17 protein-coding genes are annotated in these 20,681 nt (G+C 59.3%); 15 read left to right on the forward strand and 2 right to left on the reverse strand.

All coding sequences use genetic code 11. The features are described from left to right. Positions 1-21: 21 nt before the first annotated feature. On the forward strand, positions 22-852 hold the full coding sequence (locus QP909_RS06520) for an HAD family hydrolase (RefSeq protein ID WP_284766609.1): 831 nt from the start codon (positions 22-24) through the stop codon (positions 850-852). Here the strand turns inward: QP909_RS06520 and QP909_RS06525 are convergent. After that, complete coding sequence (locus QP909_RS06525) at positions 849-2,747, reverse strand: N-acetylmuramoyl-L-alanine amidase (RefSeq protein WP_284766610.1); 1,899 nt, start codon at positions 2,745-2,747, stop codon at positions 849-851. The genes QP909_RS06520 and QP909_RS06525 overlap by 4 nt on opposite strands. 145 nt (positions 2,748-2,892) lie before the next feature. On the opposite strand from QP909_RS06525, the gene glf reads away from it, so the two are divergent. The 3 genes from glf to QP909_RS06540 all read left to right on the forward strand — a co-directional run bounded on the left by glf (position 2,893) and on the right by QP909_RS06540 (position 4,981). Next, positions 2,893-4,089: a UDP-galactopyranose mutase gene (gene glf / locus QP909_RS06530; protein ID WP_040425343.1), complete on the forward strand. Its 1,197-nt coding sequence runs from the start codon at positions 2,893-2,895 to the stop codon at positions 4,087-4,089. Positions 4,090-4,129: 40 nt separating this feature from the next. Next, a complete protein-coding gene (locus QP909_RS06535) occupies positions 4,130-4,312 on the forward strand; it encodes a DEAD/DEAH box helicase (protein WP_239278600.1) in 183 nt (60 codons plus the stop codon). A gap of 81 nt (positions 4,313-4,393) precedes the next feature. Continuing rightward, positions 4,394-4,981, forward strand: coding sequence for a three-helix bundle dimerization domain-containing protein (locus tag QP909_RS06540; RefSeq protein ID WP_284766611.1), 588 nt, complete (start codon positions 4,394-4,396; stop codon positions 4,979-4,981). Here QP909_RS06540 and QP909_RS06545 read toward each other — a convergent pair. After that, positions 4,978-6,222, reverse strand: a complete 1,245-nt coding sequence (locus tag QP909_RS06545; RefSeq protein ID WP_284766612.1) for a TPM domain-containing protein — start codon at positions 6,220-6,222, stop codon at positions 4,978-4,980. The two genes, QP909_RS06540 and QP909_RS06545, sit on opposite strands and share 4 nt — an antisense overlap. 124 nt (positions 6,223-6,346) lie before the next feature. On the opposite strand from QP909_RS06545, the gene QP909_RS06550 reads away from it, so the two are divergent. From QP909_RS06550 to QP909_RS06600, 11 genes are all read left to right on the forward strand, one after another. Further along, positions 6,347-8,299: a glycosyltransferase gene (locus QP909_RS06550; RefSeq protein ID WP_284766613.1), complete on the forward strand. Its 1,953-nt coding sequence runs from the start codon at positions 6,347-6,349 to the stop codon at positions 8,297-8,299. Then, a complete protein-coding gene (locus tag QP909_RS06555; RefSeq protein ID WP_284766614.1) occupies positions 8,289-8,804 on the forward strand; it encodes a phosphatase PAP2 family protein in 516 nt (171 codons plus the stop codon). Before QP909_RS06550 ends, QP909_RS06555 begins: the two co-directional genes overlap by 11 nt. After that, positions 8,797-9,777 carry a decaprenyl-phosphate phosphoribosyltransferase gene (locus QP909_RS06560; protein WP_284766615.1) on the forward strand — a complete coding sequence of 327 codons (981 nt, stop codon included), beginning with the start codon at positions 8,797-8,799 and terminating at the stop codon, positions 9,775-9,777. The genes QP909_RS06555 and QP909_RS06560 overlap by 8 nt, the downstream gene beginning before the upstream one ends. A 53-nt stretch (positions 9,778-9,830) precedes the next feature. Beyond that, positions 9,831-11,525: an arabinofuranosyltransferase AftB family protein gene (locus QP909_RS06565; protein ID WP_284766616.1), complete on the forward strand. Its 1,695-nt coding sequence runs from the start codon at positions 9,831-9,833 to the stop codon at positions 11,523-11,525. A 137-nt stretch (positions 11,526-11,662) separates the two neighbouring features. Continuing rightward, complete coding sequence (locus tag QP909_RS06570; RefSeq protein WP_284766617.1) at positions 11,663-12,676, forward strand: alpha/beta hydrolase; 1,014 nt, start codon at positions 11,663-11,665, stop codon at positions 12,674-12,676. 160 nt (positions 12,677-12,836) lie between these two features. Then, entirely contained in the window at positions 12,837-13,982 is a 1,146-nt protein-coding gene (locus tag QP909_RS06575; protein ID WP_284766618.1) for an HNH endonuclease signature motif containing protein, read from the forward strand. Between the two features lie 21 nt (positions 13,983-14,003). Beyond that, complete coding sequence (locus tag QP909_RS06580) at positions 14,004-15,404, forward strand: NAD-dependent succinate-semialdehyde dehydrogenase (protein ID WP_284766619.1); 1,401 nt, start codon at positions 14,004-14,006, stop codon at positions 15,402-15,404. Positions 15,405-15,541: 137 nt separating this feature from the next. After that, positions 15,542-17,488, forward strand: a complete 1,947-nt coding sequence (locus QP909_RS06585; RefSeq protein WP_239278590.1) for an alpha/beta hydrolase-fold protein — start codon at positions 15,542-15,544, stop codon at positions 17,486-17,488. A gap of 2 nt (positions 17,489-17,490) precedes the next feature. Continuing rightward, positions 17,491-17,925, forward strand: coding sequence for a hypothetical protein (locus QP909_RS06590; protein ID WP_284766621.1), 435 nt, complete (start codon positions 17,491-17,493; stop codon positions 17,923-17,925). Between the two features lie 22 nt (positions 17,926-17,947). After that, on the forward strand, positions 17,948-18,862 hold the full coding sequence (locus QP909_RS06595; protein WP_284766623.1) for a cutinase family protein: 915 nt from the start codon (positions 17,948-17,950) through the stop codon (positions 18,860-18,862). Positions 18,863-18,921: 59 nt separating this feature from the next. After that, a complete protein-coding gene (locus tag QP909_RS06600; protein ID WP_284766624.1) occupies positions 18,922-20,634 on the forward strand; it encodes an AMP-binding protein in 1,713 nt (570 codons plus the stop codon). The last annotated feature ends 47 nt before the right edge of the window (positions 20,635-20,681 follow it).

Raw genomic sequence — 20,681 nt, forward strand, 5'->3', positions numbered from 1 at the left:
TCCTGACGTAAACTCGCGGGTATGGAGAATTTCCCAGCCCGCGCGCCTCGCCTCATCGCGAGCGATATTGACGGCACTCTGCTGGACCGCAACCACCGCGTCCCGCGTCGCAACCGTGACGCCGTGGCGCGGGCAGTCCAACAGGGTGCCTATTTTGCGCTTTCTACTGGCCGTCCGTTTCGCTGGATAGCCCCGGTGCTGGAGCAGCTGCCCGTGCGGCCGGTATGCGTGACCTCGAATGGTGCTGTGTTGTATGACTCCGCAGAGGATCGGGTGATGTCCGCCCATGAGCTTTCGCCCGCCGCGTTGGCGGAAGTGGTGGACGTGGCCCAGACCGTACTGGGCACCGTGGGCTTTGGCGCGGAGCGGGCTGGGGGCTCGCTTGCCGACGCCGTCGAGGACCTCTTCGTAGTCGAGCGCCACTACTCCGAAAACGCCCTGTTTGAGGGCTTTGGCGTGGTCAGCATGGGCGAACTTGTAGGGCAGCCGGCGGTAAAATTCCTCATCCGCAATACCGATTATTCCGCGCCGGAACTCTACGACCTTATTTCCCCGCACATTGATCCAGAATTGGCCCATGTGACCTACTCGATTAATGAGGGCATGTTGGAAGTTGCCGCACCGAAGGTCACCAAGCGTCGCGGGGTGGAATGGCTCGCGGATCATGCAGGCGTGGATCAGACCGAGGTCATCGCCTTTGGGGATATGCCCAACGATATTGAGATGCTGACGTGGGCCGGCTGCGGAGTGGCCATGGAAAACGCCCACCCGGAGGTTAAGGCGGCCGCGGATGCGGTCACCGTGGCTAACCACCAGGCGGGCGTCGCTAAGGTGCTAGAGCGCTGGTTCTAGTCGGTGAAGATGTCTACCTTTTCCGTTTCGGTGTTGTAGACAATCTCGCCACCCTGGAACTTCACGCGGATTTCCTTGCCATTCTTTTCCTCGTTGGAGGTCGGCAGGCCGAGCTTGGAGGCATTATCGCCCTCGGACCACTTCTTGGCAATCTCACCCGTCAGCGCCTTGGTGCCGGACTCCTTGGAGGAGAGCACCACGCCATTCTGGAAGAGCTGGTAGAGGATTTTGCCGCCATCGGTGGTGTCCGGGCCGCCGACTGCCAGGCCTAGGACTGGGCCGAAAGCGTTGAGGACGGAGGTCCAGGATTCCTTCAAGCCCTCGTTGTTGGAGACTTGGACAACCTTGTTGACAATCTCCGGGATATCCCCGGTGGTCAAGTTGCCCGTCACCTTCTGATCGGTATCAGGCTTCTGCAGGCGGTCGTTGGCGATGAGCACCCCGAAGACGGCGGCAGCGATTCCAGCGAGGGCGGAGATGGTCGAGACTGGGACCTCGACGTCGCCAAGCGAGGACATGATTTCTTCGCCCGTCTGCTGCGGGGTCTTGGGGGCATTGGGCTTGGGAGACTTTTGCCAGTTCAGATCCGTACTGTTTTTACCGGACTTGATGGAATCCGCCTTGCGCTTGGTGTTCTTACGGATTTCATCCCAATGACGCGTGGTGTATTGGCCCGGGCAGGCCGTGTAGTGAAAATCATTATGGCCCGCGAACGCCGGCACGGTGGCCATGGTTCCCGCAGGGAACTTGGAGCCGTTGAATCCGCCGGAGTACAAGCTGGCCTTGCCCATTGGATCGATGCCAGAAATAGCGGCCTTCCAGCCAGCAATCTCGGCCACGGAGTTGAGCATCTCGCGGGAAGGCTCAGCCTGCTCGTAGTTGCCAATCGTGGAAATGCCCCAGTTATTGGAGTTGAAGCCACCCACGTGGGCACCTTGTACGGCCTTGTCCAAGCCGCCGTAGCGGCCTTCATAGATGGTACCGAACTTATCTACCAGTACGTTGTAGCCGATATCGCACCAGCCCAGGGTCTGCGCATGGTAGTCGTAGGCACCGCGTACCTGTGCCGCCGCCTGCGCGCGGGTGTAGTTATTGCTACCCGCGGTGTGGTGCAGGGTCATGGCCTTGATGCCATCGTCGTAGGTTGGCTGCTGGCAGCGCTTAGATTCGTCTGCTCCCCAGCCGGCGCGGGTGACTACCTTGGGCATGCCCGCGGTTTCTGCGGTGGGCTCGATGGCTTCGCCTTCTTGGGCGTTGCCGTCGATAAACACGGCGTCGAGATCCGCAACCTGGGTGCGCTCATCGGCCACGGGGGAGATATCGCCGACGTTGTACGCAAGCGGCGCGGGGCGGTTGGCATCAGCGCCCTTGGCGGCCTTGTCCAGGAGGGAGTCTTCCTTCTTGTCGAGGTTGGAACCGGTCACGAGGTCAACGTTGGCCATAGAAACCTGCACATTGTTGGTATCGCCCACGAAGATGAGTTCGGTGCCGTTCTTGCCCTCGGTGTAATTCATTGCATCCATGGGCAGCCACTCGCTCCAGGAGCCGTCCTTCTGCTTGGAGCGCACAAAGGAGTTGACATCGCGCTTGCCTTCCCACGTGATGGCGAACATGTTGAAGGTATCGTCGCGGTGGAATTGCTTGACCGCGCGGCGGCCTTCGCCGTCGCCCTGCGCGGCTACGGCGGGGTCATCGACGACGATGGATTCACCATCGCTGAAGCTAGCGGAGGCGTTTTTGACCTCAATGGGCCCGCCATTGTTGGAGTCCTGGGTCTTAAGCACCTGCTGGCCGCCGAATGCGGCGGTCGCGGCGAGCGCGATAGAGGTGACTGCCGCGATGACCGGGGTGGACCACTTGGACCTGGTGGGTACTAGTCGACGTCGTTGTTGCACTGTTATCTCCCTGGGGTTGTGCAGCTGTAAAAACGGTTGCCAAAAGTTAAGAATTGATTGTGATGGTACGTTTGTGACTTCTGTGAAACTTGTTGCGACACGCCGTAGTACCGTGTCGGTTGCCGAAGTGCAATAAACTGGGGCCATGACTTCTTATGACCTCATCGTTGTTGGCTCTGGATTTTTTGGTCTAACGGTTGCCGAGCGCGCCGCTAGCCAGCTGGATAAGAAGGTGCTCATTGTGGAGCGCCGCAATCACCTCGGCGGCAATGCCTACTCCGAGGCCGAACCCACCACCGGAATCGAGGTGCACAAGTACGGCGCGCACCTCTTCCACACCTCTAATAAGCGCGTGTGGGATTACTGCAATAAGTTCACCGATTTCACCGACTACCAGCACCGCGTGTTTGCCATGCACGATGGCACCGCCTACCAATTCCCGATGGGCCTGGGTCTTATCAACCAGTTCTTCGGCCGCTACTACTCCCCGGATGAGGCCCGCCAGCTCATTAAGGATCAGGCCGGCGAATTCTCCCCGGAAGAGGCGCAAAACCTGGAGGAGAAGGCCATCTCGCTCATCGGTCGCCCGCTGTATGAGGCCTTCATTCGCGATTACACCGCAAAGCAGTGGCAGACCGATCCGAAGGAGCTGCCGGCCGCGAATATCACCCGCCTGCCGGTGCGCTATACCTTCAATAACCGCTACTTCAACGACACCTATGAGGGCCTGCCTGTAGACGGCTATGCGGCATGGCTAGAAAACATGGCTGACCACGACAATATTGAGGTCCGCTTGGATACCGATTGGTTCGAGGTTCGCGAGGAGCTGCGTGCCGAGTCCCCAGATGCGCCCGTGGTCTACACGGGCCCACTGGACCGCTACTTTGATTTTGCCGAGGGCGAGCTGGGCTGGCGCACCCTCGACTTTGACTTGGAGGTGCTGGATACCGGCGATTTCCAGGGCACGCCGGTGATGAACTACAACGATGCGGACGTGGACTATACCCGCATCCACGAATTCCGCCATTTCCACCCGGAGCGCAAGGATAAGTACCCGAAGGATAAGACGGTCATCATGAAGGAGTATTCGCGCTTTGCCGATAAGGGCGATGAGCCGTACTACCCGATTAATACCCCGGAAGACCGCACCAAGCTGGAGGCCTACCGTAAGCTCGCTGCCCAGGAGTCGAAGGATAATAAGGTTCTCTTCGGCGGCCGCCTGGGCACCTACCAGTACCTGGATATGCACATGGCTATCGGTTCGGCGCTGTCTATGTTTGATAATAAGCTCGCGCCCTTCTGGAACGAGGGCAAGGCCATTGAGCAGGAGCGTGGCCACTAAGAGCTATGCTTAATCACCTCTGAGGAAAGGAGGTGACGGCATGGCTGACCGCCGCATGTGGAAAATGTCGCCGGAGCGGCTGCAGGAGCATCTGAAATTGCGTAGCCGCGCATCGCGCATTCCCGATAAAAAGAAGGAACAGTCCAAGAAGGCCTGCCGGAACTCCCGGCGGGCCTTTCCGCTTTTTGGTGCAGAAACTATTGGGTTATTCCCAACCGTTTGACTTAACCCAACATTAACTATTAAAGTTAACTGTAGGTTAACAATTAGCAAACGGGACAATAATCCGAGAAAGGGGATAACAATGAACCAGTTTGAAACCCTGCGCCAGGATCTGCACGAGAACTACGGCCACGAGTACACGGCCGTGGAAATCGATGCCAAGCTCGATGAGGTTATTGCCAAGCACACCAAGAAGGCGGAGCTCGATGAATTCGTGCCGCTTTTGGTGGAGCGCGAGGTGCGCGAGTACTTCGGTAATCACCGCATTCACGTCCGCTTTGCTGCTGGGACGAATAGTGCTCTGGCCCAAGCGGCAGCGGAGCTCACCCGAAAGCACGCCGGCGAGGCCCTCTTTGTAGATACCGCCGTTGCTCACCCAGAAAACGAAGCGGAAGGCCACCTTGCCCACGTCATGAACGAGCGCGGCATGGGCGAGGCCCCGAATAAGTACCTCGATGAGGTGCGCACGGTAGCGATGCCGGATTACATCGTGTTCTTGGGCCGCGAGATCGAGCGCGATGAGGCGGGCAAGGACATCAAGATTTGGGATATTCCTGCTGCAGGTACCGTGGAGCAGGCACGTGAATTGGCTGATGACCTCGAAGCCCGCGTGCTCTACATGCTCAACAAGCTGGGCATCGATCCGGTAACTGAGCCGGTCAACGCCTAGAAGCGATACGGGTTGGGCAGCTGGGAGGAGACGTTATTATTAGCCACCCAGAAGCCCGCAAACCGATAGGGCATGTAGTGCGTGCCCATACCGGGGCGCCATTCCGGCGTGCCCAAAAGTGGGGGAGTTTTGCGGTCGCGCTGCGGATATAGCCGTTCTGGCAGTGCGCTCACCATGGGGTGGTAGTCCTCGAGGACGCGAGCGAAGGCGGAGTCGAAGTCTTCCCGCGACAGAACCTGAGACAGGTCATTAATGCGCTGCGTTATCTGGCGCAAGCTGGCGTTATCGGGCTGGCGGGAGAGGGCCGCTTGGGCGTCGCCAAGCAGCCATTGCACCTCGCCCGCGCGCACCGCAGTATCGCCGGCGCAGAAATTTTCCAGGGAATCTATCTGCGCTGCGGCCGTATTGATCTGCTTGAGCGCTTTGTATGCCTCCTTGATGGAAGCAGCGTGCAGGGAATAGTCCTGGATGTTCTCCAGCGCCTTGAGCGTCGGCCGCGCATCAGTGTACTGATTGACCAGAGAGCGCCACTGTACCTTTAGGTAGTCGCCCGCCAAGGAGGAATGCAGGGCATTAATCCGCGCCTCCGTGCGCGCGATGAGCTCCTCGGCCCCGTCGCGAGCGCCCTTAATATAATCGAAGCGCTTGCGCACTCGGGCGCGGCGGATGAACAAGTAAGTAATGAGGCCGACCGCACCAAGGACCACGATCGCTAACGTAGCAGCAATGAACACGGACCACGTGGGCGCATTCTGCGTATATTGCCGGCGCACGGTGGTATCCGCGGCGGCGCGCGTTGCCAGGATCATGCCGACGGTATAGTCATCGTCCGCCAGCGCCGGCCGCATCTGGTCCAAGATGCCGTCTACGCGGCCCTCGTCATAAATCTTGATGTCCTGGCACACCTCTGTGCCACAGTGCACGGCCATACTATTGGGCTCAAAACCAACCGCGATGACGAGCACATTTTTCTGTAACTCACTTCCGCTGATGAAATGTGGATGCTCGCGGGCCAAGTCTTGGAATAGAGTCCGGGAAAAATCCTCGCCTGAATTCGGATACGTAGCGTAGAGAACCTCGTGCACGGAATCCGGCAAATGCATGGACTGTGCTTGCGATTTAATGGCGTCTTCGTCCGAATTGCTGAGGATTTGGGCGTGGTCCAGAAACTCCACCGCGGGCTTTTCCTCTGCGATAGCGGCGGGCGCGCTGGCTACAGTGAGAAGACCTACTGCTGCCACGCAAGGAACCCATCTCATGAGGTTCCATCATACGGGCTCCGCGTGTAAACCGTAGTACTTATGCAAAAGCAACTACGCTAAATCGCTGACTACTGTTTATACCGTTTGGAGAATCGAAGCTATCGTGACTGCCAACAACACCCAGGCCCATGAGCCCCTGCAGCGCATCCTGCTGCCTAAGCGCGGCGAGCCCTTTGATGTGCGGATGCTCTACCTCATCGAGGCCGAGCAAAACCGTGAACGCCTTAGCTGGTTTGACCGCACGTCCGTAACCATCCCGGCCGGCGAGGAAGCCTCTTTTGAGACCTACTTCAATGCCTTCCCGGCTTCTTATTGGCGCCGCTGGTCGCAGCTGCGCTCCGTGATCCTCAGCCTGGACATTGAGGGTCAAGCAAATATTTCCCTGTACCGCTCCAAGCAGGATGGCCAGCGCATTTCCGTGGCCAACCACCTGGTAGGCACCGGCCACCACGAGTTTGAGCTGCCACTCAAAAACTTCGAGGACGGCGGTTGGCTGTGGTTCGATATCACCGCCGAGCAGGAAACCACGCTTGCCGACGCCGCCTGGTGCTCCCCCCACGCCCCTGGCCCACAGCTGCTGCCGGACGGCACCGAACAACCGGCGCAGGACAAGCGCGTGGCAGTCGGCATTCCTACCTTCAATCGCCCAACCGATGCCGTGGCAGCACTCAAGGCATTGGCCGAAGATCCGGTGGTAGATGAAATCATCGACTTCGTCCTCATGCCGGACCAAGGCAACCAGCACCCGGCCGATGAGCCGGGGTACGACGAGGCAGTGGCCCACTTTGGCGACCGCTTCCGCGAATTCCGCCAGGGCAACCTGGGCGGCTCCGGCGGCTACTCCCGCATCATGTACGAGGCGCTGGAAAATACCGATTCGCCCTTCATCCTGTACATGGACGATGACATCGCTATCGAGCCGGACTCCGTACTGCGTGCGGTTCAGGCGGCCCGCTACGCCGCCAAGCCCATTATCGTCGGCGGCCAGATGCTTAACCTGCAGGAACGCTCCCAGCTGCGCACTACCGGCGAGCAGGTTAACCGTGCCGATTTCATGTGGGGCGCGGCGCCGCACGCCGTCTACGACCACGACTTTGCCAAGTACCCGCTGCGCGCCATCGGCACCCGCGAAACCCACCTGGATCCGAAGAAGTACGATTCCCGCGCGCTGCACCGCCGCGTTGACGTGGAGTACAACGGCTGGTGGATGTGTCTCTTCCCGCGCATCGTGGCAGAAACCAACGGCCAGCCGCTGCCGCTGTTTATCAAGTGGGACGATACCGAGTACTCCCTGCGCGCGGCTCGCAATGGCTTCCCCACGGTGACCTGGCCGGGCGCCGCTATCTGGCACATGGCCTGGGCCGACAAGGACGATGCCATTGACTGGCAGGCCTACTTCCACCTGCGCAACCGCCTCATCGTTGCCGCGATGTACCACGAGGGACCGGCCAAGGGCATTACCAAGTCCATCTTTAAGTCCACCCTCAAGCACACCATGTGCATGGAATACTCCACCATGGCCATCCAGATTGAGGCCATGCGAGACTTCCTGGCCGGGCCGGACCATCTCTTCGACATCCTGGAGTCTTCGCTGCCGCGCATCGCACAGATCCGCAAGAACTATTCCGATGCCGTCATCCTGGAATCCGCCGATGAGCTCCCATCTCCCACTGGCGCGCCGGGCGTGCCCACCCGCAATATCGGCGGCCGTCTGGCCAAGATTAAGAAGATCCCGTGGGCCATTAAGGGCCTCAAGCACCTCGTCAGCAAGGAAGACGCTGCGCACCATGAGGCGCCGCAGCTCAACCTCACCCCGGACGAGGCCCGCTGGTTCACCCTGTCCCGCGTAGATTCGGCCACCGTATCCACCGCGGGTGGCACCGGCGTCGCCTTCCGCAAGCGTGACCGAGACCTAGCCAAGGACCTTGTGACCCAGACCCGCGAACTGCTGAAGGAAATCGAGGAGAACTTCGACGACCTGCGCGCCGAATACCGCGCGGCACAGCCGGAGCTGACTTCGCGCGAGTCCTGGAAGAAGGTCTTCGATGCCCAATAAGCTTTCCGTAGCAGAATCGCGCGTCCTCGAATCCATCCAGGGTGCGGCCTTCGACGTGCCCGGCGTGCTTCCCACCGCCCGCGGGCTTAGCTACTGGGGCGAGCATGCCTTGGGCTGGATGGGCAGCGCTGCGGTAGGGGCGGGCATCGACAAGCGCCGCCGCGAAGGCTGGATCCGTGTTGGAGCCGCCGCCTTCCTCGCGCACGCCGCCAGCGTGGTGCTCAAGCGCATCGTGCGCCGCAAGCGCCCGGACTATCCGTACGTGCGCGTGGGAGTAAAAACGCCCTCTAAGCTCTCCTTTCCCAGCTCGCACGCGACTTCGACCACCGCATTCCTGGTGGCGGTAAGCCGCCTGACCGGCCGCAAGGCGCCCCTTTTCGGCGTGCCGGTAATGATGGCATCGCGTATGGTGCTCGGAGTGCACTACCCAACAGATACGGCCGTGGGTGCGGCCATCGGCGCTGCTACCGCGGAGGTCGTGATGAAAGGAATGAAGCATGAGTGATGATGGAAACCAGCACTTTTTCCATTCGGAACCGCACACCTCCGGCGTAGATACCGGCCGCAAGCGCAAGCCGCCGAAGAATCTTGTCGATGGCATGATTAAGGCCCTGCGCCCCAAGCAGTGGGTCAAAAACGTCCTGGTGCTCGCCGCCCCCGCCGCAGCCGGCGCCGATGCGTTGTTCCATGGCCGCGTGCTTCTCGACGTCCTCTTGGCCTTCGTCGTCTTTTGCCTCGGCGCTTCCTCCATCTACCTGATTAACGATGCGAAGGACTGGCGCGAGGACCAAGAGCATCCGACCAAGCGCTTCCGCCCGATTGCCTCGGGCGTGCTGCCGATTAAGCTCGCCTATGTCATGGCCGTAGTGCTCATCGTCCTGTCCATCGGCCTGTCTTTCCTTGCCACTGCCGGCCCGCAGCTGGCTATCGTGATGGCGATTTATATCGCGTTGCAGTTGGGCTATTGCTTTGGCTGGAAGCATATGCCGGTGATCGATATTGCGCTGGTGTCCTCCGGTTTCATGCTGCGCACTATGGCCGGTGGCGTAGCCGCAGGCATCGAGCTGTCCCAGTGGTTCTTGCTGGTGGCGGCCTTCGGTTCGCTGTTTATGGCCTCCGGCAAGCGCTACTCGGAAATCCTGTTGGTAGAACAGACCGGCGCGAAAATCCGCAAGTCCCTCGAGGGGTATACGCCCACCTACCTGCGCTTCGTGTGGACCCTAGCCGCCACCGCTGTGGTCATCTGCTACACCTTGTGGGGCTTCGAACTCGCAAATGACGCCCAGACCGGTGGCGTGTGGTACCAGATTTCCATGGTGCCGTTTACCATCGCCATCCTCCGCTATGCGGCCGATGTGGACCGCGGCCAGGGTGGCGCACCGGACGAGATTGCACTGGAGGACCGCACTTTGCAGGTTCTCGCCTTGGCTTGGCTTGCCTGCATTGCCATGGCGGTTTATATCATGCCGTTGTTCTAGACACAGCGGAATCGATATAGAAATTTTCTGCGGGGCTGATAAACTTTCTCCCCGTGCTTAACATCGACCACAAGAGTATCGCCCGCTGGAGTACCCCAGCGGTCATTCTTGTGATCGGTGTTTTATCTTTCTGGGGCGGCTTCGCTCGCCGCTGGATTTCCGATGACGGCCTCATCGTCCTGCGTACCGTGCGCAATCTCGAAGCTGGAAACGGGCCCGTGTTCAATATGGGCGAGCGCGTGGAGGCCAATACTTCCACGCTATGGCAGTACCTCATCTTCCTCGTGCGCTGGGTCTCCCACGCAAACCTGGAAGGCATCGCCATTTACTTGGGCCTCTTTTTGGCGGTAGCGGCAATGGTTGTGGGCACGGGGGCGTCGGCAAGCATGCGCTCTGGAGCGGTCCTTCCGGCCGGCGCACTTGTATATTTGGCCCCGCCACCGGCCCGCGACTTCTTTACCTCCGGCCTGGAATGGGGACTGTGCATATTTTACCTTGCGGTGCTGTGGTGGCTGTTGTTGCGGTGGTCACGCCCGCGCCGCCACTCCGGGAGCAATAGCGACGCCTATTGGCTCGCCTTCTGGGCCGGGCTGTCCTGGCTGGTGCGCCCAGAGCTCGCCCTGTACGGCGGCCTAGTGGGAATCGTGCTGCTCGTATCCCACCGCTGGTGGAAGATTCTTGCCGCCGCAGTGCCGTTGCCGTTGGCCTATGAGATTTTCCGCATGGGGTACTACGGCCTGCTGACCCCGCACACGGCCGTGGCCAAGTCCGCAGCCGGTTCCGAATGGGGCAAGGGCTTTACCTACCTGGCGGACTTTGCTGGGCCGTACTGGCTCTTCCTGCCGCTCATCGTGCTGGCCATTGCGGGTCTGTGGAAGGCGGACCTGCGGCCCACCGCTCTGCGATCCACCGCCACTGCCACGTATCTTTTTATGGGCGCGGCGCTCATCCATACGCTTTACGTCTTGCGTGTAGGCGGAGACTTTATGCACGGCCGCATGCTGCTGCTGCCACTTTTTGCGCTTCTGCTTCCGATTTTTGTCGTTAGCGTACGCATGTGGATCGTCTCCGTCCTCTGCGCGGTGTGGGCGCTGGTTATCGTTCTGCGCGGCCATCCGGTGGATCGCGGCACCTATGCGGATGAGATTTCCATCGTGGACGAGCGTGATTTCTGGACCTACGCTACCCAGCGCCAGGATCCTCCCATGCGCGCCGAAGAGTTCCTTGGTGCCAAGTTTATGGAGGATTACCAGGAGGGAATCGACGAGCTAGAGGCCGGCGACGCCATGACCTTCCGCTATATCAAGGGCGAAGATAGGTTCTCGTGGACGGCCACGCCTGCGGACCCTTCGCGCACCGATCCGCCGACCGTTTACCTGCTCAATTTGGGCCTGTCTTCCATGAATGCGCCGCTGGATATTCGCGTGTTGGACAATATTGGCCTCAGCAACCCTTTGGCAGCGCGCCAGCCGCGCATCGAGGGCGGACGCATTGGGCACGACAAGAGCTTGGATATGTCGTGGCAGGTGGCAGATTCCGCGGCCGATATCGACGAGATCCCGGCGTGGATTGATAAGTACGAGGCGGCCAAGGCTCGCGCCGCGCTTGCCGACGCCGATTTTCAGAAACTCTTCGTCACATACAGGGAACCCTTAACTTGGGACCGTTTCTGGAAAAATATTAAATTCTCCCTGACCGACGGCCGGACCCTCACTTTTTCTGCTAATCCCTCTGACTACCTGCGTTAATCCCTTTAAATGCAGACTTTAGGGGGAACCTAAGTTACACTATTCTGTGACATTGTTATCGATCCGTGACGTTAACGGTATACAGGTTCCGGACGATAGAACTTAGTGACAATCACCGAGTAGTTTGAAGGAGAAAGATGACTGCATCCATCAAGGGTCGTGTCCTTTCAGTCATCATGGCAGTTGCCGTAGCTTTGGGCCTGGCCGTAGTGGCGGGTTCCCAGCCGGCAGAGGCAGCCAACCGCGACTGGCTGCGCCGTGACGCCACTGGTACGTGTGAGTGGGACAAGGTCGGCTGGTGGGTCCAGCGTTGCGACGTATGGTCCCAGGCTATGGGCCGCACCATTCCGGTGCAGGTTCAGCCGGCAAAGCGTGGCGGCAATGCTGCCCTTTACCTGCTGGATGGCCTGCGTGCCACCGAGCGCACAAACGCATGGGTAAATGACGTTAATGCTGCCAAGACCTACGAGCCGCACAACATCACCCTCGCTATGCCCGTCGGTGGTGCCGCTTCCTTCTATGCTGACTGGCAGGGTCCCGCTACCTACGACCTGGAAAATCCGGTCAACTACAAGTGGGAGACCTTCCTGACCAGCGAGCTGCCTGGCTACTTGGAGCGCAACTTCGGTGTTGCCCGCAACAACAACTCCATTGCTGGCCTGTCCATGGGCGCCGGTGCTGCTCTGACCCTGGCCGCTAAGCACCCGAACCAGTTCCGTCAGGCGCTGTCCTACTCCGGCTTCCTGACTACAACTGTCCCCGGTGCACAGACATTCATGCGTCTAGCCATGTTGGATGCGGGCGGGTTCAATATCAACGCTATGTACGGTTCCCTGTTTAACCCGAAGCGTTTCCAGAACGATCCGCTGCTGCTTATCCCGAAGTTGCGCAATACCAACCTGTACATCTCCGCAGCCTCTGGTGTCCCAGGCGCCGGCGATAGCCACTACCTGCCGGAGCACCAAGCGGCAGGTGCCGCACTTGAGGTCGGCTCCAATATCACCACGCGCGTGTGGGAAGGCGCCGCTCGCCTGCAGGGTCTCAATCCAACCGTGAGCTACCCGGCCCAGGGGCTGCACAACTGGGAGCAGTTTGGCTACCAGCTCAACCGCTCTAAGCCACAGGTGCTTAACGTTATGAACGCCTGGTAATTCTCGCGGCCTGATCCTCCTTCCTGATGGAAGGGGGATTTTCTTTTGCGGCGCGTATCGAACAAATATGCGTCTAACTATTGCGGCTGTCTCGGTGTTGCGCTAACCTAAGGGTGTCGGTTCGATTGGGTGTGCGAAATTATTTAGAGGGGGAGCTTTCGTGACTACTGCTACCGCACCACCAAAACAGGCGTATTTTTCTACCAATGACATGGAAGACACCGTGTGTGTCATGGCCATGGTGCAAAGAATTCAATCATGGCAACTGTTCCAGGCAGTGTTGCCACAGTTAGAAGACGACGTTGATTGCACGCTGGCCGTGTTGTCTAAGAGGCTCGGTCTTTCGCGATGGCGGGTATCAAGTGCGATCCAAGCCCACTTTCGGATGCGCGAATTGCCGCTTACTACCGCGGTACAAACGGAACACTGGATTTTGGACCTTCCGCGACTCCAAGTCATTGACGTGGAATTGCGCCCCCTCGGCGAGGGCGAAGCGCAGATCCAACTGGTTGATGCGGCCTTGGCAGATTTCCTCACGCCCAAAGACCCAGGACAGCATGTTCCGACGGAACCGGAAATCCGAAATTTCCTGCGCGGATTCATTGATGGGCTGCTGAAGCCAGATTTGTCGGCGCAAATCGAGCGTGCAGTGTCGGTGTCCTATTCGGGTGGACAGGCCACGATCGTGTTGAAGACAGATAAGGCCACAGCGGCGGCGATCTCCAGGCATGTTGATAAAGCGGCAGCACAAGACGGGGTGTCAAAGGCGGAAGCGCTGGAAAATCTGATCTTTAACCGCACTAGTACCAAAGTGGTAATTAACACCTATCGCACCGGCGAGGATCCTTCCCGCGTCTTTATTCCTAGCGCAGGATGGTGCGACCTGGGGGAGGACTTAGCACATGACTCTGCAGTGCGAACTCTAACCGCCAAGGACGTCGAAAAGTATGTTCCCTCAGAAGAAATACGTGCCTGGGTGCAGGGACGGGATGCGACCTGCCGGTGGCCAGGGTGTTCAATGCCAGCGCACTATTGTCAACTGGATCACCGAGTGGAGTACGGCGACAAAGGGCCCACCAGTGTGGGAAATCTGGTGAGCCTGTGCCAGCATCACCATAACGTGAAGACGGATGGTCGGGTGCGATACATCATGGACCCGTTTACCGGAGATATTGTCTGGATGTTTGAGGATGGTACTTACGAAGTGGACCGAGCGGCAGGTCCTCTCGCACCCCGGAATATTCATTGGAAGCTGACGTGGGAGCGATTCCTCAAGCTCAGGAGGGGATCTTTGCAAGGCTTGTGAGTTGGGACTATACAGGGGCGCATGTTCGCTATTGAGAATCCAAACACAGGCAAGAGTGAAGACCAGTTTGAACGTATCGATGATTCGCAGCGCGATGACATCCTAGACCGCTCCACCGCGGCCTACGATGCATGGCGGACCACTCGCATCGAGGAGCGTGCTGCGGTTTTGTCCCGCGCGGCTGATCTTTATGAAGAGCGCATTGATGAATTGGCCGATCATATCGGCCGCGAGATGGGCAAGCTGACCCGTTGGGCCAAGGCTGAGGTACAGATTGTTGCCGATATTTACCGCTATTACTCCGAGCACGCGCACGAGCTGCTTGCCGACGAGTACCTGCCGGCACAGAATGCCGACAAGACCGTAGTGCGCAAGGAGCCGATCGGTCCACTGCTGGGCATCATGCCGTGGAACTTCCCGTACTACCAGGTAGCCCGCTTCGCGGCGCCTAACCTGCTGTTGGGTAACACCATTGTGCTCAAGCACGCTTCCATCTGCCCGCTGTCTTCCCAGGCATGCCAGGACATCCTGGAAGAGGCTGGTCTGCCGAAGGACGCGTATATCAACATCTACGCTTCCGGTTCCCAGATGGATGCCTTTGTAGCGGACAAGCGCATCAAGGGTGTTTCGCTGACCGGATCGGAGGGCGCGGGTGCTGCCGTGGCCAAGACCGCTGGCGAAAACTACAAGAAGTCCGTGCTGGAGCTGGGCGGCAACGACCCGTTCCTGGTTATTGATGATGAGAACTTGGAGTGGGTACTGGATCAGTACAGCCTGATCCGCATGTACAACACCGGCCAGGCCTGCAACGCGCCAAAACGCCTCATCGTTCTGGAGGACTTCTACGACCGCACCGTGGAGTACCTGGAGAAGAAGATTGGGGACATGAAGGTTGGCACTTATGACGACGAGAATGCCGACATTGGTCCGCTGTCCTCCATTGGTGCTCGCGATGAGATTGTGGAGCGCCTGGAAAAGGCCGCGGCCAATGGTGACGCCAAGATTCGCGTAGGCGGCAAGAAGATTGACCGCGAGGGCGCCTACATGGAGCCTGCGCTGCTTACCGACGTCGACCCATCCACCGACGTAGGCTGCAACGAGATTTTCGGCCCTGTGGCTATTGTCTACAAGGCCAAGGATGTTGAAGAGGCCATCGAGATTGCCAATAACTCGGAGTATGGTCTGTCCAGCTCCGTGTGGGGTACCGACCTGGATGCCGCGTTCGAGGTGGCAAACCAGCTCAACGATGGCATGACGTTTGTCAACGAGGCGTCGGTAACCGCAGCTGGCCTGCCATTCGGTGGCGTGAACCGCTCCGGCTACGGCCGGGAGCTGGCGCGCTGGGGCGTCGGCGAGTTTGTTAACGAGCACCTGTACCGCGTCAGCGGACAGGATAACCCGGGTAACTCCCCGGCAATGTAGCGGCGTGTCAGTCTAGCGTAAGTCTCAAGTTCAACTTAAACTTGAGCACACGATAGACAGCTCACGCCGCAGGCATCGGTCCGGGGGAGGGGAACCCTCGGAAAGGTACCGCGGCAAATCTTCAAGGACGTTTACCTATGCGCAAAAGCACTTCCCCGAGCAAAGCTCGCAAGGGCCTTGCAGTGGCCGCAGTACCTACCGCTATTGCCGTGGGTTTGGCTCTGCTGCCAAACGCCACCGCACAATCTTCCGTAGGCGATCTCTCTTCCGCAATCGGCGGCGATTCCAGCCTGTCCGATCATTTCGCGCCCAAAGAGCCGCCCGCTCGCACCCCGCTGAACACCGAATACCCGGATGTTAAGGGCCTGCCGGAGGGCGTGAAGATCAACCGCGTGGAGTACCTGACCAACCGCCACCTGATGGTCTACATCAAGTCCGCGGCTATGCCGGACAAAGAGCAGAAGGTGCAGATCCAGCTGGCTCGTGACTGGTACTCCCACCCGGAAAAGAAGTTCCCAGAGGTATGGGCGCTCGACGGCCTGCGTGCACGTGACGATGAGTCCGGCTGGACCATCGAGACCAATATTTTGAACCAGTACGCTGACCGTAACGTCAACCTGATTATGCCGGTTGGCGGCGAGTCTTCCTTCTACTCGGACTGGGAGCAGGCAGACCGCGGTAAGCGCTACATGTGGGAGACTTTCCTCACCAAGGAATTGATCCCCATCTTGGATAATGAGTACCGCTCGAACCACAAGCGTGCGGTCACCGGCCTGTCCATGGGCGGCACGGCTGCGATGAACTTGGCTGAGCGCAACCCGCACCTGTTCAACTTTGTGGGTTCCTTCTCCGGTTACCTGGACACCACTACGCGCGGCATGCCGGAAGCCATCATGGCTGCGCAGCGCGATGCCGGCGGTTATGATTCCCGCAAGATGTGGGGTGAGCCAGGTTCCCAAAACTGGATCGACCACGATCCGAAGCTGGGCATTGAAAACCTGAAGGACATGAAGGTCTATGTCTCTGCAGGTTCGGGCAAGGACGATTTTGGCAACGCCAACTCCGTAGCCAAGGGTCAAGCAAACCTCGCCGGCATGGGCTTGGAGGTCATTTCCCGCATGTCCACCCAAACCTATGTGGACTACGCAAAGCGCGCCAAGATTAACCCAGTGATTAAGTTCCGCCCATCCGGCGTGCACAGCTGGGAATACTGGCAGTTTGAGATGCAGCAGGCATGGCCCTACATCGCAGATGCCCTCGAGATGGACAAGGCTGATCGCGGTGCGGACTGTGAGGCCATTGGTGCCATCGCCAAGGAAACCAAGAGCGGCGTCATTGGCTCTTGCTTGAATAACGAGTACGACGTCGCCAAGAAGGGCAAAGCCCAGGACTTCGAGTCTGGTACCGCTTACTGGTCCCCGGATACCGGTGCGCACGCCCTCTTCGGCCGCATTGGCGCTCGCTACGCCGAAATCGGCGGGCCTACCTCCTGGCTGGGCTTCCCTAAGACCGGCGAGTCTAAGACCCCGGACGGCAAGGGCCGCTTCGTGCACTTCGAGCACGGCTCCATCTACTGGTCCCCGGAGACCGGCGCGTGGGAGATTACCGGTGATATGTTCCAGGCCTGGGGCAAGAACGGCTACGAAAAGGGCGACCTGAAGTACCCGACTGGCTCGGTTAAGAAGGTCGGCGAGGGCTACATGCAGGAATTCCAGGATGGCATCCTGACCCGTAACCCGGATGGCTCCAACCAGGTAGTCCACGGCGCTATCGGCGCCAAGTACAAGGACATGGGCGGCGCTGAATCTGCGCTTGGCTTCCCGACGTCCGGTGAGAACGCCGTCAACGGCGGCTTCTTCCAAACCTTTGAGAAGGGCAGCATCTACTGGTCCCCGAAGACTGGTGCGCACTACATCTTGAAGAGCAAGATCATGGACCGTTGGGGCCAGGCTGGCTGGGAGCAGGGCGAGTTCGGTTGGCCTACCTCTGACTATTCCGAGATTGCCGCTGGCGGCCTGAGCCAGGAATTCCAGCACGGCAAGATCAGCGAGGTCCTCGGCCAGGTTCGGACCGAGAAGAAGTAGCAATGCGCAAGCTAGTAGTTGTGGGCGCGGCGCTGTGCTTGGGTCTTGCGGGCTGCGATTCCGCCACGGTGGATAGCGAACCGCCGCAAGAGACCGAGGTCGCGCCCCTCGAGCGGGAGTCCGAGGCCCCTTCCTCTTCTTCGGAGACGGCCACCTCTAAGTCGCAAGAAGACCGCGGTGCGCGTGAGATCTCTGAAATCCCGTCCGCTGAGGTGCCGGAACAGGACGCCAAGTACTTGGACAAGCTCAAGGACGCCGGCGTTAACGTCGATGGCGTAGAGGATCAGCTCCTTGGAGCCGGCAAAGCGGCTTGTGACGAGAATGAGGTCACCATTTCTGCGGTTGCTGGCCAGCTCATCGAGCAGCAGCGCACCACGCAGAGTTTTGAGGAGCTTTCCCAGCTCATCAAGGATTCTGCACGTTCAGGGATTTGCTAGGTTTACCTGGTACAACTAATCCATGCGAAAAACTATTACCGTTGTCGCGGCCCTCGTCGTTTTAGCTGTCATCGGCGTGGGCGCGTCGCGTTACCTCAACCAAGGCACTGATTCCCCTGCTCCGCACACCACGGAGCAGGCTGCGCCGCCGCAACCGCAGCAGCCCGAGTGGTGCCCCCGTGTGGAGTTCATTTCTGCCCCGGGTACCTGGGAGTCCGCGGCTGACGACGACCCCATTAATCCTTCTGCGAACCCGCGCTCGTTCATGTTGTCTATTACGAAGCCGCTGCAGGAGGCCTACGGGGACGACGTGAAGGTCTGGACCCTTCCCTATACCGCGCAATTTAAAAACATTAATGCGCAACATGAGATGAGTTACGACGATTCCCGCAATGAGGGAACCGCCAAGATGAATGACGAGCTGCGTAGCGTTCACCAAAGCTGCCCAGCTACCAAGTTCATTGTGAGCGGCTTTTCTCAGGGTGCCGTGATTGCTGGCGACGTTGCCGATGAGATTGGTGGCGGCCAGGGCGTGGTCCCGGCGGAAAACATCGCAGGCGTGGCCCTTATCGCTGACGGCCGCCGCCAAAATGGCGTCGGGCAAAACCCAGGCCGCAAGGTGGGCGGCGTGGGTGCTGAAATTGCCCTTCAGCCGGTATCCGGATTGGTTCAGCCCATCGTGCCGGGGGCTTCCATGCGTGGTGCGCGCCAGAATGGGTTCGGTAGCCTCGCGGATCGCACTTTCCAGATTTGTGCGCCCAATGATTCGGTGTGTGATGCCCCGCCAAACGTGACTAATGCGCTAGAGCGCGCGCAGGGTTTGATTGCTGCGAATGGCGTGCATGCGCAGTACGCCTCTAATAGTGGCGTTATCGATGGCACGACTGCCAACCAGTGGGTAGTGGGCTGGGCCCGCCAGCTTATCGACGCCGCGTAACAACCATTCCCCCAACTCCGATAGTTTTATTACCGAAACCATTTACCTAAGGAGAATCGATGGATCTAAAAGCGCAGATGGGGCAGTTCTTAGCGCCCGAGTTCACCTTGGCCCAGTTGGCAGAGAAGCTCTTCCAAGCGGAGACCGACCCAGACCGCGTGGTGATGCGCCAGTGGATCTACGGTGAGGAAGAAACCTGCCGGGAGCTCACCCGCGCACAGGTCAATAACCGCATCAAGGTGGTGGCGGCGCGCCTGCAGCAGGTGGCAGAGCCTGGTACCCGCGTGGCTATCTTGGCTGGTAATTCACCAGAATACGTCTTCGGCTTCTTGGGCGCTCTATATGCGGGCATGGTGCCGATTCCGCTATATGACCCCAACGAACCGGGGCACTCGGACCACCTCAAGGCCGTATTTGGTGACTGCGAACCGTCCATCGTGGTGACTAACCGCGTATCGGCGGCGGCAGTGCGCACGTACTTTTCCGCTCAACGCGAGCGCCCGCGCATCATTTCCCTCGACGCCCTTCCTGATTCTTTGGCTTCCTCCTGGACTCCTGTGGAGGGAACCGCAGAAGACACTGCTTTCCTGCAGTACACTTCCGGTTCCACCCGCACCCCGGCCGGCGTGGAGCTCACCAATCGCGCGATTATTACCAACGTGGCGCAGATCTTCCAGGCACTGCAGCTGCAGATGCCTGCCCGCATCGTTTCTTGGCTGCCGATGCACCACGATATGGGTATCATCCTTGCCGTATTCGTCACCATTTTGGGCCTCGACTTCGAGATGATGACCCCGCGCGATTTCATCCAGCACCCGGATCGCTGGGTCCGGCGCCTCACCGCGGGCAAGCAGGCCACCTATGCCGCCATCCCGAACTTTGCCTTGGAACTCGCCGCTCGCCATGCCAAGGATGCAGATTTCTCGCACGTGGGCGGCATCATTATCGGTTCCGAGCCGGTGACCGAATCGGCCGTGGACTCCTTCCTCGAAGCCTTCAGCGTGGACCGTTCCGTACTGCGCCCGTCCTATGGTCTGGCAGAAGCGGCGCTTATTGTGTCTACCCCGCAAACTGACAAGCGCCCGGTCATCTCGCACTTTAACCGCGCGGAGCTAGCCGCAGGTCGTGCAGTCATCGAGGAGAAATCCGATGACACCGTCGCTTACGCCTCCAATGGACAGTGCGTTCCGCACCAGCACCTCGCCATTGTGGATCCGGAAACTCGCGCCGAGGTAAAGGACGGCGTTATCGGAGAAATCTGGGTCCACGGTCCCAACATGGCCACCGGCTACCTCAACCGCCCAGAGGAAACCGCTGCGACCTTCCGCAATACCCTGGGTGAGCGTCAACAGGATGGCCTGCCGGAAGACGATTACTGGATGGCCACCGGAGACTTGGCGGCCATCGTGGATGGGGAACTGTATATCACCGGCCGCCTGAAGGATCTCATCGTCATTGCTGGACGCAACCATTATCCGCAGGATATTGAGGGCACGGTGCAAGCCGCTTCCACGCAGGTTCGCCCGGATTCCGTTGCTGCCTTCTCCGTGGAAGGCAATGACTCTGAGTCCCTCGTCCTGCTGGTGGAGCGAGCCGATGATGCGCAGCCGTCCGGCGATGCCGAGGCAACCGAGGCCATTCGCACCGCGGTCACTGCCCACCATGGCATCACTCCGGATGACATCGTGTGGAAGGCGCCTGGCGAAATCAACCGCACGTCCTCCGGCAAGATTGCGCGCCGCGTAGCCAAGAAGAATTATGTGGGATTCTGATATATCGCTAACAAAGTGACAAAATATAGCGATATACCCCTACGCCA

The sequence above is a fragment of the Corynebacterium sp. MSK195 genome, assembly GCF_030228885.1.
In the GTDB taxonomy this organism is placed as follows: Bacteria; Actinomycetota; Actinomycetes; order Mycobacteriales; family Mycobacteriaceae; genus Corynebacterium.